The sequence below is a fragment of the Streptomyces sp. NPDC002680 genome (assembly GCF_042889145.1).
In the GTDB taxonomy this organism is placed as follows: domain Bacteria; phylum Actinomycetota; class Actinomycetes; order Streptomycetales; family Streptomycetaceae; genus Streptomyces; species Streptomyces adonidis.
On record NZ_JBIAQP010000010.1, the window covers coordinates 419,391 to 431,086 of the forward strand.

Annotated in this window: 12 protein-coding genes; 3 read left to right on the forward strand and 9 right to left on the reverse strand. The window is 69.0% G+C overall.

The features are described 5' to 3' along the window. Positions 1–373: 373 nt before the first annotated feature. Positions 374–1,312: an aldo/keto reductase gene (locus tag ACFYXF_RS27525; RefSeq protein WP_389353287.1), complete on the reverse strand. Its 939-nt coding sequence runs from the start codon at positions 1,310–1,312 to the stop codon at positions 374–376. 98 nt (positions 1,313–1,410) lie between these two features. Between ACFYXF_RS27525 and ACFYXF_RS27530 the strand changes: the two genes are divergently transcribed. Further along, positions 1,411–2,028, forward strand: a complete 618-nt coding sequence (locus ACFYXF_RS27530; RefSeq protein ID WP_389353289.1) for a TetR family transcriptional regulator — start codon at positions 1,411–1,413, stop codon at positions 2,026–2,028. Between the two features lie 213 nt (positions 2,029–2,241). Here ACFYXF_RS27530 and ACFYXF_RS27535 read toward each other — a convergent pair whose 3' ends face one another. Next, the gene (locus tag ACFYXF_RS27535) at positions 2,242–2,871 is read right to left on the reverse strand and encodes a TetR family transcriptional regulator (RefSeq protein ID WP_389353291.1); all 630 of its coding nucleotides are present in this window, start codon (positions 2,869–2,871) and stop codon (positions 2,242–2,244) included. A gap of 125 nt (positions 2,872–2,996) precedes the next feature. On the opposite strand from ACFYXF_RS27535, the gene ACFYXF_RS27540 reads away from it, so the two are divergent. Then, positions 2,997–3,989: an aldo/keto reductase gene (locus ACFYXF_RS27540; RefSeq protein WP_389353293.1), complete on the forward strand. Its 993-nt coding sequence runs from the start codon at positions 2,997–2,999 to the stop codon at positions 3,987–3,989. 298 nt (positions 3,990–4,287) lie between these two features. On the opposite strand, the gene ACFYXF_RS27545 is transcribed toward ACFYXF_RS27540, so the two are convergent. The 4 genes from ACFYXF_RS27545 to ACFYXF_RS27560 form a co-directional block, all read right to left on the reverse strand. Continuing rightward, entirely contained in the window at positions 4,288–4,716 is a 429-nt protein-coding gene (locus ACFYXF_RS27545) for a DUF6069 family protein (RefSeq protein WP_389353295.1), read from the reverse strand. A gap of 141 nt (positions 4,717–4,857) precedes the next feature. Continuing rightward, complete coding sequence (locus ACFYXF_RS27550) at positions 4,858–5,220, reverse strand: DoxX family protein (protein WP_389353297.1); 363 nt, start codon at positions 5,218–5,220, stop codon at positions 4,858–4,860. Between the two features lie 136 nt (positions 5,221–5,356). Then, positions 5,357–6,400 carry a CE1758 family FMN-dependent luciferase-like monooxygenase gene (locus ACFYXF_RS27555; protein ID WP_389353299.1) on the reverse strand — a complete coding sequence of 348 codons (1,044 nt, stop codon included), beginning with the start codon at positions 6,398–6,400 and terminating at the stop codon, positions 5,357–5,359. 97 nt (positions 6,401–6,497) lie between these two features. Then, positions 6,498–6,980: a MarR family winged helix-turn-helix transcriptional regulator gene (locus tag ACFYXF_RS27560; protein WP_389353301.1), complete on the reverse strand. Its 483-nt coding sequence runs from the start codon at positions 6,978–6,980 to the stop codon at positions 6,498–6,500. 253 nt (positions 6,981–7,233) lie between these two features. Between ACFYXF_RS27560 and ACFYXF_RS27565 the strand changes: the two genes are divergently transcribed. Next, on the forward strand, positions 7,234–8,196 hold the full coding sequence (locus tag ACFYXF_RS27565; protein ID WP_389353303.1) for a hypothetical protein: 963 nt from the start codon (positions 7,234–7,236) through the stop codon (positions 8,194–8,196). A 437-nt stretch (positions 8,197–8,633) separates the two neighbouring features. On the opposite strand, the gene ACFYXF_RS27570 is transcribed toward ACFYXF_RS27565, so the two are convergent. The 3 genes from ACFYXF_RS27570 to ACFYXF_RS27580 all read right to left on the reverse strand — a co-directional run. Beyond that, positions 8,634–8,993: a hypothetical protein gene (locus ACFYXF_RS27570; RefSeq protein ID WP_389353305.1), complete on the reverse strand. Its 360-nt coding sequence runs from the start codon at positions 8,991–8,993 to the stop codon at positions 8,634–8,636. Positions 8,994–9,156: 163 nt separating this feature from the next. Further along, on the reverse strand, positions 9,157–10,899 hold the full coding sequence (locus ACFYXF_RS27575) for a CocE/NonD family hydrolase (protein WP_389353307.1): 1,743 nt from the start codon (positions 10,897–10,899) through the stop codon (positions 9,157–9,159). 70 nt (positions 10,900–10,969) lie between these two features. Next, positions 10,970–11,696: MFS transporter (locus ACFYXF_RS27580; RefSeq protein WP_389353309.1), on the reverse strand; the 727-nt coding region annotated here is incomplete at its 5' end.

An 11,696-nucleotide genomic window follows, 5' to 3' on the forward strand; every position in this document is an offset into this window, starting at 1 on the left:
GGAGAGATTCCTCCCCCTTGCGCCCAACTCTGAGAGGTGCCCGCAGGGGCTTGCCCGGTCACCACGGGACGATGGCGAGGTCTTCCACCTCAAACACGCGTTCCGGCCGGTACAGGTCGGCCACCTGTACGGCGGTATTGGCGGGCGGACGTGTGGTCTCGATGCCGGCGTCGAGGGCGGTCCGTACCTCCGGCGGGACGGCGACGCCCCCTTCTGCGCAGGCATCGCCGCAACTCCGCTGTGGGAGCCGACTTGGTGCGCAGGCGCCGCAATGACGGCATGGGCCCGCGCCCCCTCCCGAGGGGGCGCGGGCCCATGCCGTATGCGGGTCCTTTCCCATGCGGGCAAGGAGGATTTCTGTCGGACGGGTGTGTCACATACCTCGTCCGCCGATGGCGCCGTCGGGTGCGATCTCGGCGATGCGGGCGAGGTCGTCGGCGGTCAGCTCGATGCCGGCGGCGGCGACGTTCTGCGCGACGCGCTCGGGGCTGCGGGATCCGGGGATCGGGACGATGTAGTCCTTCTTCGCGAGCAGCCAGGCCAGGGCGAGCTGCGACAGGGTGACGTCCTTGCTCTCCGCGATCTTGGTGAGCTCGTTGACGATGGAGAGGTTCTGGTCGAAGTTCTCCGGGGCCCACCAGGGAATCATCTGGCGGAAGTCGCGGGCGTCGTAGTGCTCGCGGGACTGGACGGCGCCGCTGAGGAAGCCGCGGGCGAGCGGGGAGTAGGCGACGAGTCCGATGCCGAGCTCCTCCAGTACGGGGAAGAACTGCTCGGAGTCGTGGGCGAAGATCGAGTACTCGTGCTGAAGGACGGAGATCGGGTGCACCGCGTGGGCCCGGCGGATGGCGTCGCTGTCGGTGTTGGACAGGCCGAGGTACTTGACCTTGCCGGCGTCGACGAACTCCTTCATCACGCCGACCACGTCCTCGATCGGGACGCTGGGGTCGGGGCCGTGCTGGTAGAGCACGTCGATCACGTCGGTGTTCAGGTTGCGGAGGCTGTTGTCGACGACCTCCCGGATGTGCTCCGGCCGTGAGTTCGGGGCGAAGGTCGGGGTAAGGCCGAACTTGGTCGCGATGGTCACCTCGTCACGGATGGGTGCGAGAGCGTTGCCGAGCAGCTTCTCGCCTTCCCCCCAGCCGTACATCTCCGCGGTGTCGAAATGGGTCACGCCGAGTTCGTGTGCGCGGCGGATCGCGGTGATCGATCCGGTGTCGTCCGAGGGGCCGTAGCCGACGGCGGTGCCCATCGCGCCGTAGCCGATCTCGGAGACGGTCAGGCCCTGCCGGCCCAGAGTGCGCTGCTGCATGAGGTGCTCCTGTAAGTCAGACCGAACGTTTCGGTTCGATCGTACACGCGTCGGGCGCCCTGTCAAGACCGAACGGTTCGGTCTGATAAGCTGGATACATGCCTCCCCGTAGCAGCATCGACGCCACCAGCGATCGCATCATCGCTGCGGCCACCGCCGAGTTCGCCAGCCACGGCATCGCGGGAGCGCGTGTCGAGCGGATCGCCAAGGCCGCGCGCACCGGCAAGGAGCGTGTGTACGCGTATTTCCGCAGCAAGGAGGCGTTGTACCGCTTCGTCGCCGGCCGGGAACTCGCGGCGATGGCCGAAGCGGTCCCGCTGGATCCCACCGACCTTCCGGGCTACGCCGGCCGGATGCACGACCATGCCACGAGCCATCCCGAACGCCACCGGCTGATGATGTGGGGCCAACTGGAACTCCCCGCCGGGGAGACTCCTTCCGACGACCCGGTGCAGGAGTCCCTGCGGGGCAAGATCGAGCAGCTGCGGAAGGCGCAGGAGGCAGGCCACCTCGATCCCGAGTGGGAGCCCGAGGACATCCTCGTGTTCGTCAGTCAGCTGGCCCTGTCGTGGGCAGGCCAGACCGGCCTCGTTCCCGTCGGCGCCGAACGCGACGCGTTCATGGCGGCCCACCGGGCGGCCATCGTCGCAGCTGTTCAGCGACTGTTCCCCGCCGTCGCTGTCGGCGATGCGGCCCCAACGGCCGCTGATTCATAGGATCCTGGCGAGAGGTCAGTCTCTTCGAGCGGCGGCAGGACCGGGCTGCCGGAGGCGGAAGGGCTCGCGTGCTCTGCGGGCCGTGGGAGTGCGAGGACATCGGACGCAGTCGCCCCCTGCCGGTCCTGCCGGTCCCCTCTGGGGCGACATCGCTCCTCCTTGTGGAGCGCGACCCGGGGCTTCCGTGCAGGGATGCTGGTGGCGCGGGCGGCCTCAGCGTGTCCGGGGGAACAACTGCTCGACTGCGGTCACCACGGCGGCGCGCCGGGCTGCGAGGGTGCGGTCCGCGGCGTGTTCGGTCGCGGCCTGGCTCAGTTCGGGCTGGGCTGCCCAGGTGGTGGCGATCTGGTTGATCAGGGCGAGGACGTCGGCGGGATCCCAGGCGGGATCGAGCTGCCCGGCCCGCTGCGCCTGGCCGAGCTGGCCGATTTTGCGGGCGATGACCGCCTGAGTGGGATCGTCCTCGGCAGCCTCGGAACCTGACAGCTCCAGGCGGCCCCAGGTGATCAGGCGGTGGTGGTCGGGGCGGGCGGTGAAGTAGTCGAACAGGCGGCCCGCGTAGCCGGGCAGGTCGGACGGGTCCATCTGCGTGGCCTCGGCGATCACGGCCAGTTCCCGCGTGGCGACGTGGGCGTAGAGCGCTTCCTTGCTGCGGAAGTAGGCGTAGACGCGTTCCTTGCTGGTCCTGCCGAGTTTCGCGATGCGGTCCACGCGGGCGCCGGCGATGCCGTGGCGGGCGAACTCCTCCATGGCGGCGGTGAGGATCCGCTCCCGCGTCGTGTCGCCGCCGTCGGGGGCGGATGCGGGGGCGGCGGTCTGGCCGGCGTCGGGAGGGTGGGACACCACCACAGGATAGGACACCGAACTGTTCGGTTTGACGCTGAGGGCTTTCCGGCTCTAGGGTCAAACCAAACGGTTTGGTTTGAACCGTTCGGAGTGGAACCGGCGAGTACTGAGGAAGTGGATCCATGCAGCACCGCAATCTGGGCTCTCAGGGCCTGAGCGTCTCGGCGCTCGGTCTGGGCGTGATGGGGATGACCATGGCGTACGGCGCGTCCAACGACGAGGAGGGCGTCGCGACCATCCGCCGCGCCCACGAACTGGGAATCGACTTCTTCGACACCGCCGAGCTGTACGGCCTCGGCACCGGGAGCAACGAGGCACTGCTGGGCAAGGCGGTCAAGGACTTCCGCTCCGAGGTGGTGCTGGCCACCAAGTTCGGCTTCGACGTGGCCGCCGAGCCGCTGGGTGCCGGGGTCGACAGCCGCCCGGAGAACATCCGCAAGGTCGCCGAGAACAGCCTGCGCTACCTGCAGACCGACTACATCGACCTCTTCTACCAGCACATCTCCGACCCCGACGTGCCTGTCGAGGAGGTCGCGGGCGTGGTCGGCGAACTGATCGCCGAGGGGAAGGTGAAGTACTTCGGTCTGAGCAACGTCGGACCGCAGTACATCCGCCGCGCCCACGTCGTCACGCCGGTCACCGCGCTGCAGTACGAGTACTCGCTCTTCGAGCGTGAGCTGGAGGAGAAGATCCTGCCGGTCCTGAGGGAGCTCGGTATCGGCCTGGTGCCCTACTCCCCGCTCGGCCGCGGCTTCCTGACCGGCGTGGTCAAGCCCGCCGACCAGTATCCCGCGGACGACATGCGCAGCTGGGACGAGCGCTGGCAGGGCGACAACTACACCTACAACCTGCGCGCCACCGACCAGCTCAAGGAGTTCGCCGCCGCCAAGGGCCTCACCACCGCCCAGCTCGCACTGGCCTGGCTGCTCCACCAGGGCGAGGACGTCGTCCCGATCCCCGGCACGCGCAGCACCGTCCGCCTGGAGGAGAACGCCGGCGCCGCCGACGCCGAACTCACCGACGCCGACCTCGGGCGTATCGCCGAGATTCTGCCGCACGGGTCGGCCGGCAGTCGCTACCCGGCGGCGATGCTGGGTGGCTTCTCCACCGACTGACCTCCGCCACCACCCCACCGAGGAGAGCCGGCGTCAGGGTCCCGAACGCGTCCCGAACGGAGCGCGGATGGAAGGGTACGGCTGACATCGAGCCGATTGCGGCAGCAGGCGATGAGGTCTTCGAGGGCGGCACGGTGCTCGCGGTAGGGAGCGCAACGGCTCCACGCCCCCGCCACCTCCAGAACATCGAAGACGGAAGCGCGCGGGTTCGTACGTTCTCGAAGCTGAACAGCGAGGATCCCGTACACCAAGCACGGTGAACGTGACTTGGCGTACGGGTTGCCTGGATCGGCGGGTATCAGGATGACGCAGTCCGGCGGTTGCCGAGGCGCGGCAGGACGATGAGCAGGACGGTCGCCGCCGCGATCAGGTGAAGGACCTCGAGGGCCGCGATGGTCAGGCCCTGGTGGGCGGAGGTGAGGGGCCCTGCCGCCATCACGACGACGGCGAGCGCCACGAGCAGGACGAAGGTCCGCCCGGGCCGTGCGGTCCGCCGGGCGATGGCCAGGGCGATACCGCCTCCGACCAGGGTCATCAGGAGGGTCATGATGCCGGCCATCGGCGCGTTCACCGTGCTCTGGCTGCCGGACGTGGTGACGGTGTAGTCGGCTCCCGCCATGTCGAAGAGGAGGTAGGCGACGAGGACGGCGACCGCCGCGGCGATGGCTGCCGGCAGGACGGTGCGGACGAAAGCGGCCAGGGGGCGGGAGGAGACAGCGGAGGACATACGGACTTCTTTCCGGAAGGTCGGACGACGGGCGTCGTGGGGAGGTCGGGTGTATCGCGGGCGCGATAGACGTGCCGTGTGATGTGGCGTGGGGCAGCCGCCCGGCGACTTGGATGCGTGGGCGGTCCCGCGCCCGCGGCTCTACAGGGCGGCGAAGCCAAGGACGGCGGCAGTGAGGGTGAGCACGGCCAGTACCGCCGGCGCGGCCGGGGATTCCTTGCGGCGGGTGTGGACCTTGACGGCACCGAGCATGACCAGCGCGAGGCAGATGCCGGCGATCGGGCTGAGGACGGTCGCGGTGTCGGTCAGGGCGGGCAGGATCAGGCCGAGTGCACCGAGCACCTCGGCCAGGCCGATGAGCTTGATGGGCCCGGCGGAGAAGTCGTCCACCCAGGGCATGTTGGCCTCTTTGAGGGCGGCGCGGTCTCGGGCGAGCTTCATGCCGCCTGCGGCGAGGAAGACGAGCGTGCCGAGGCCGGCGACTATCCAGAAGGTGATGGTCATGGCGTAGTTCTCCGTGAGGTCGGATGCGGACAGAGAGAGGGGACTGGGGTGCCCCACGCCACTGCGGAGGGGGCGACCCGCGCACGGCGTGTGCGCAGGGGGAGGCGAGGGGGAGGCGCGGCGGGAATGCCGCGGCTCAGGCGGCTGTGCGCGTCTTTCCGGCTGCCGGAGGTGTGGGCATTTCGCGGCGCAGGACGGGGAGAATGTCGGAGCCGAACAGGTCGAGCTGTTCGTGGATGGTCTTCTCCGGGACGCCGCCGAAGTCCAGGCCGAACAGTTGGCGCTGGTAGGGGCCGAAGTAGTCGGGGAAGGAGAGGACCTTCTCGATGACCTGCTGCGGGCTGCCGACAGTGAGCCCGGTCTCCGTCGTGACCTGGTCGAAGTCGCCGGAGTGGAAGCGGCTGCCCGCACGGAAGTAGGGCATGTACTCGGCTACGGCGTCCTGACTGTTCCTGCGGACGAAGGCGCCGCCTCCTGCGCCGACGATCGCGCCGACGGCGGGGCCGTGGCCGTGGTGTTCGAAGCGGGCGCGGTAGTAGTCGACGAAGTCCTTGAAGTACTCCATGGTCATGAACAGGTTGTTCACGAAGAAGCCGTCGCCGTAGTACGCGGCCTGCTCGGCGATCTCGGGCGAGCGGATCGAGCCGTGCCAGACAAACGGCGGGGTGCCGTTCAGCGGCCGGGGCATCGAGGTGAAGCCCCGCAGCGGGGCCCGGAACCTCCCCTCCCAGTCGAGTACGTCCTCGTCCCAGAGTCGGCGCAGCAGAGCGTAGTTCTCGATGGCCAGGGGGATGCCCTGGCGGATGTCCTGGCCGAACCACGGATAGACCTCGGGGGTGTTCCCGCGGCCGAGCATGATGTCGACCCGGTCGCCCGCGAGGTGCTGCAGGGTGGCGAACTCCTCCGCGATCCGCACCGGGTCGGTCGTGGTGATCAGGGTCGTCGACGTCGACAGAGTGATGTTCGTCGTCTGCGCGGCGATGGAGGCCAGGATCGCGGCGCCCGCGCTGGAGATGAAGGGCGGGTTGTGGTGCTCGCCGATCGCATAGACGTCGAAGCCGACCTCGTCGGCGTGCCGCGCGATGCGGACGATGCCCCGGATCCTCTCGGTCTCGCTGACCGTCTTCCCCGTGACCGGGTGAGGGGACAGGTCCCCGACGCCGAAAATTCCGAACTCCATGACGCGACCTTCCAGGCGGGCACACCCGCCAAGTAGTTGATGCGTGTACAACCTAACCCGGAGGTAGTACACGCGTCAACTACACGCCCGAGGGGCATCAGCCGTCGGCCGCCCCCTCGGCCCGACCTGCGGTGGTCACATGCCGGATAAGGCTGGCGGAGATGTCGATCAGCGCTTCCTGCTGCTCTGCGGTCAGCGCGTCGATGAAGTACTTCCTCACGTGCGCGCGGTGCAGCGGCGCCGCCGACCGGATCGCCGCACGCCCGGCATCGGTGACCGCGACCACGGAACCGCGTCCGTCACCGCGATACCCCTCGCGGGACACCAGACCCCGCTTCTCCATGCGCATCGCATGGTTCGACAGCCGGCTCTTCTCCCAGCTGATGGCCGCGGCAAGGTCCGTGGGGCGCATCCTCCCCTCCGGCGCCTCGGTCAGCGCGACCAGCACCGTGTAGTCCTGCGGGGACAGGTCCGTCTCGCGCGCAAGATCCCTCTCCACATGCTCGCGCACCAGGCGCTGCGCATCCAGCAGACCCCGCCACGCCTGACTCTCTCGCGCATTCCAGTGTTCCGTGCTCACCGCGCCATCCTATCCCGATTAGTTCATGCGTGAACTAATCGGGGGTGGACACCTGACGCCACCCAATAAGTAGTTGACACGTATACCAATTCGACTCTAGGTTGTTCACATATCAACTATTCGGTGGGGCGTCGCCCGGAGTGGGCTCGTCATGGAATTCGGGATCTTGCCGGCTCCGCGGCACAGCACGGGGCGACACCCACCGATGACAACGCAACCCAACCCCCCACCCCCACCCTCCAGGAGCACCTTCATGACCACTTTATTCACACGCCGCACCGCGATAGCAGGGGCGCTGGTGATAGGCGTATCCCTCACGGCCACCACCCTGGCGCTGGCGTCGGCCGAGACCGGCCCCAGCACGAAGAGGACTGCCCCCACCGCTGACGCGGGTACCACCAGGCTGCAGTGGGGGGCGGTCGCCCTGACCGCCCGGCAGTACCCCGCGATGAAGGAATTCGCCCAGAAAGCCCTCGGCCTGAACCTGGTGAACAGCTCCGAGGAGTTCTCCGTCTTCACCACGCCCAACGGCAACCTGTTCGAGCTCTACGGACCGAAGGCCCCCCAGTACCCCTGGCGCACCAGCCCCACCTCGACAGCGATCGGCTTCGACTCCACCGACCTGGACGCCGCCGAGAAGACTCTGCAGGCCAACGGCGCCAAGTGGGCCTCCACCGTCCAGGTGGTCCCCGGCGCCGGAGCCGACGGCGGCGACTATCGCTTCCGGCTCTTCCGCGCCCCCGACAACCGCGTCTACGCCATCGCCCAAAGCGGCACCGACCCCCGGCAGCCGGTGAGCGATGAGGACACCGGCGCCGCAGGGATCAACAAGCTGCAATGGGGCGCTGTCGCCCTGACCGCCGAGCAGTACCCCACGATGAAGAAGCTCGCCGCGAACGGCCTGGGCCTCACCCCCCTCAACGAAGCCAAGCAGTTCTCCGTCTTCGGAACAGAAAACGGCGCCCTGTTCGAGCTCTACGGACCGAAGGCCCCCCAGTACCCCTGGCGCGCCAGCCCCACCTCCATCGCCTTCGGTTTCAACACCACAAATCTGGACAAGGCCATGACCCAGCTCCAGAACAACGGCGCCGAGTGGGTCTCCACCGTCCAGGTGGTCCCCGGCGCCGGAGCCGGCGGCAGCGACTATCGCTTCCGGCTCTTCCGCGCCCCCGACAACCGCGTCTACGCCATCTCCCAGAGCAACGCCACCAGCTGACTCCCTCCCCCTGCCGGGTGACCGACGTCCGCGTCGGCCACCCGGCAACGTCACGACAGGCACCAACGGCATGGCAGTCCGCCACGCCAGCGGCAAGGTCGCGCTCGCTGCCGACACCGGCTCAAAACATTGCCCGGGGCGCCCCAAGACCACGGGGCGCCCCGGTCGCGTCGCGGCATCACCGCACATAGGCATGCGTCGCAAGCGGGCGCCGCGCTGTTCGAGGGCATGGTGGGCGGCTCGCCGCGGGCCAGGACACGAAGGAAGCCGACTCGCGCTTCCGGTTGGCCACCGTCGTAGCGGGATCGAAGTGGCGACCCTCCTGCGGCTGTTTCCCTTACCCTGCGTCCTGCCAGCGTCCCGAATTCCCCGTCAATCGCCCTCGCAGGCCCCCTGCCGAGGCTCAGGCAGATCACGGAATAGCACATCGGTGCAGGTCAGCGCCCCACCAACTGCCGGTCGGGAACGGGCGTTGAACTCACGCGCAGCGGATTCAGTCCGTTCAGGCAAAGTTGACGATCCGACAGGAAAAAATGAACGTTTCCGCAGGTCAGCGCCCTGCTGAAGTCTCTGCTGGGATTGTTCGAGCGGCTGCTGGCGAAGTGGCGAGCCGTGGACAAGGCAGTGGACGACTGGACATTGATTCGGCGTGCGCTGGCTTCGGTGGACGGCTGCGACAAGAACCCGTTCGCGGTGGCTGTGGCCCGGTTCCGACTGCTGATCGCGGTGCTAAAGGCTGCTGAGGAAGCACCGGAGAAGCGACGGCTGAACGCGCTGAAAGAGTTCCCGATCAACATCGCGGTAGGAGATTCGCTACTGCACGGGCGCGACGTGGGTCGAGAACACGACACACTACCGGAGGATGGAGACAGCGAACCGTTCCTGTACCGGACCGAGGACATCGACGCCTTCGTTGAGCGATGCGACCTCTTGCGAGCCAGGAGCCGTCCTCCGGAAGGGTCAGAGGGTGCCGATCACCACGCGGCTCGGGTGGTCCTCGCCCATGTGGATGGACTGGTGGGCGACGGCGGACTCGGCCGAGTCGTAGGCCGGCGTGCCGGTGTTGAGGTTGCGGTCCCAGCGGGGATGGCAGCTGGAGGTCACCTGGATGCGCAGCCGCTCGCCCGGGGCCAGGGTGCAGGCGGTGTTCCACAGGCTGACGGCGAACTCGTACACCTGCCCGGGTTCGAGCGGTCTCGGCCGGTGGCCTGGGCGGTAGGTGCCGGTGGCGTAGCTGTCGCGCCAGGACGCGCGCACGATGCCGTCGTTGAGGCCGATCGAGACTCCGTCCCGCGAGACCCTGCACAGTCGCACCACGAAGTCGGTGTCCGGGGCGCTGGAGGAGGCGTGGAAGGTGGCGCGGACCTCGCCGAAGAGGGTCAGCGGTGCGGTGAGCGGTTCGGAGGTGAAGGTGAGGACGTCGTCGCGGGCATCGACGCGCCGCTGGTCGGCCGGGCCCGGCCGGAAGCCGTGCATCATCGTGGCGCCACCGACGGTCGGTACGGGGTCGAGCGGGTCGTAGTCGTAGGTGGCACAGGAGTCGCGGCCGGGGTCGTCGAGGAGGCGGCCCCCGTCGGCCAGGTACCAGGTGCGGTGCTCGGCGGGAGTGGGCAACTCCTCGAAGCCGCGCCAGCGGTTCTCGCCGAGGAAGTACAGCAGTACCGGCGGGATGCGGCGCAGCGCGGTGTCGTCGTCCTTGAGGACGGCGTCGTACCAGGCGATGTGCATCGCGGTGAGGTCGCCGTAGCCGCCCATGGCGCCGGACGAGGCGGCGATGCCGAGGCTGAGGTCGGGGAAGTCGCCGGAGAAGTCGCTGTGTGTCCAGGGCCCGATGACCAGGCGCGGGGGTGGGAGGGAGCGGGTGCGGCGGTGTGCGAGCTGCATGCGGTACTGGGCGAGGGTGGCCGGCGCGAAGATGTCGAACCAGCCGCCGATGTGCAGGGTGGCCGCGTCGACGGGGTGGGCGGTGGCGCTGTCCCACAGCTCGGTGACGGGGCTGCCTGGGCCCTGCCCGGCCGAGCCCATGATGTGGGTGTTCATGAAGGTGTTGAGGCGGGAGCCGAGGGCGCGGATCGGCAGGGTGTCGAAGACGTCTCCGGCGACCACGTCCTGGTCGAGCGCCAGCCAGTCGCGTAGGGCGGCCTCGCGCTGGTCGGGGGCGTCGGCGAACTCGCGGACCAGGGCGTTGGGGGTGATGGCGGTGTGTCCCCAGGTGAAGCGGGAGCCGAACTCGTGGGCTCCGCCGCGGTAGAGGGCGCCGTCGTTGGCGGTGCCGCCGGCTGACACACCGAGGGCCAGGGCCTTGAGCGGTTCGGGGGCGGTGGCGGCGGCCCGCCACTGGGTCTCGGCGAAGTAGGAGCGGCCCCACATGCCGACGCGGCCGTCACTGGCGGGGAGCCCCGCCGCCCAGGTGACCGTGTCGGCTCCGTCGGCGGCCTCGTGCACGGCGGGGTCGAAGAAGCCCTCGGAACCGAAGCGGCCCCGGCAGTCCTGCATCACCACGACGTAACCGGCGGCGGCGACGGTCAGCGGGTTGAAGTAGGCGGAGTTGACAGCCAGGTCCCGGCCGTAGGGAGTGCGCGTCAACAGGACCGGGAACGTCTCGCCGTCCCGGTCGGGCCGGTAGACCGTGGCCCGCAGGACGGTGCCGTCGGTCATCTTGGCCTCGACGTCGTGCTCGACGAGGACGGGGTGTTTCGGCACGGGGAGCCTTGTCTGTGAGGGGAGGAAGGGGGGGTGGGGCGGCGGCGGGGGTCCGTCGCCGCCCCAGGGGTCATGCGGTTTCCGGCCTGAGGCCCAGTTCCTCGGTGGGGGTCCGGTAGTTCTCCCGTAGGCCGAACAGGACCACCGCGGCGGAGGCCAGACAGCACACGGCGGTGAGCACGGCGACCGGGACCCAGCCGGTGGGGCCGGGACGGATGACGGCGGCGGCGATGGTGGGGGCGAACCCGGTGGCGACGAGGCCGAGTTGGGAGGCCGTCGCGCCGCCCGAGTAGCGGATCCGGGTGGGGAAGAGTTCGGCGACCATGGGCGGGCCCAGCGGGTTGACGAGGCCGTATCCGACCGTCATGAGGAGGATCGAGCTCAGGAAGATCAGCGGGACGTTGCGCGTGCTGATCGACCAGAAGACCGCGAACACCGCGACGGAGCAGACCAGGTTGCCGGCGATGAACACGGGCTTGCGGCCGATGCGGTCGGCCAGGATCCCGGCGAAGGGCTGGACGACCAGGCTCAGTGAGGCGGTGAGGATCACGGCCTGGAGCATCACGGAGCGGGGAAGCCCGAGCTGTCCGGCGTAGGCCATGGCGAAGGCGGCGTAGATCGTCGAGACCACACTGAACAGGCCCAGGACGACGACCTTGAGGATGGTGGCCCAGTGCTCGCGGAAGACCGCCTTGATGGGCAGTTCCCGCTCGGTTTCGGTCCTGGCCGCCTCGAAGACCTCCGGCTCGGGCAGCCTCAGCCGGATCCACAGACCGACGCCCACGACCAGGGCGCTG

Bases quoted from the DNA above. Each gene is read 5' to 3' on its own strand.
- ACFYXF_RS27550 (WP_389353297.1), bottom strand. From the start codon at position 5,220: ATGACCATCACCTTCTGGATAGTCGCCGGCCTCGGCACGCTCGTCTTC.
- ACFYXF_RS27555 (WP_389353299.1), bottom strand. From the start codon at position 6,400: ATGGAGTTCGGAATTTTCGGCGTCGGGGACCTGTCCCCTCACCCGGTC.
- ACFYXF_RS27540 (WP_389353293.1), top strand. From the start codon at position 2,997: ATGCAGCACCGCAATCTGGGCTCTCAGGGCCTGAGCGTCTCGGCGCTC.
- ACFYXF_RS27565 (WP_389353303.1), top strand. From the start codon at position 7,234: ATGACCACTTTATTCACACGCCGCACCGCGATAGCAGGGGCGCTGGTG.
- ACFYXF_RS27570 (WP_389353305.1), bottom strand. From the start codon at position 8,993: ATGTTGATCGGGAACTCTTTCAGCGCGTTCAGCCGTCGCTTCTCCGGT.
- ACFYXF_RS27545 (WP_389353295.1), bottom strand. From the start codon at position 4,716: ATGTCCTCCGCTGTCTCCTCCCGCCCCCTGGCCGCTTTCGTCCGCACC.
- ACFYXF_RS27525 (WP_389353287.1), bottom strand. From the start codon at position 1,312: ATGCAGCAGCGCACTCTGGGCCGGCAGGGCCTGACCGTCTCCGAGATC.
- ACFYXF_RS27530 (WP_389353289.1), top strand. From the start codon at position 1,411: ATGCCTCCCCGTAGCAGCATCGACGCCACCAGCGATCGCATCATCGCT.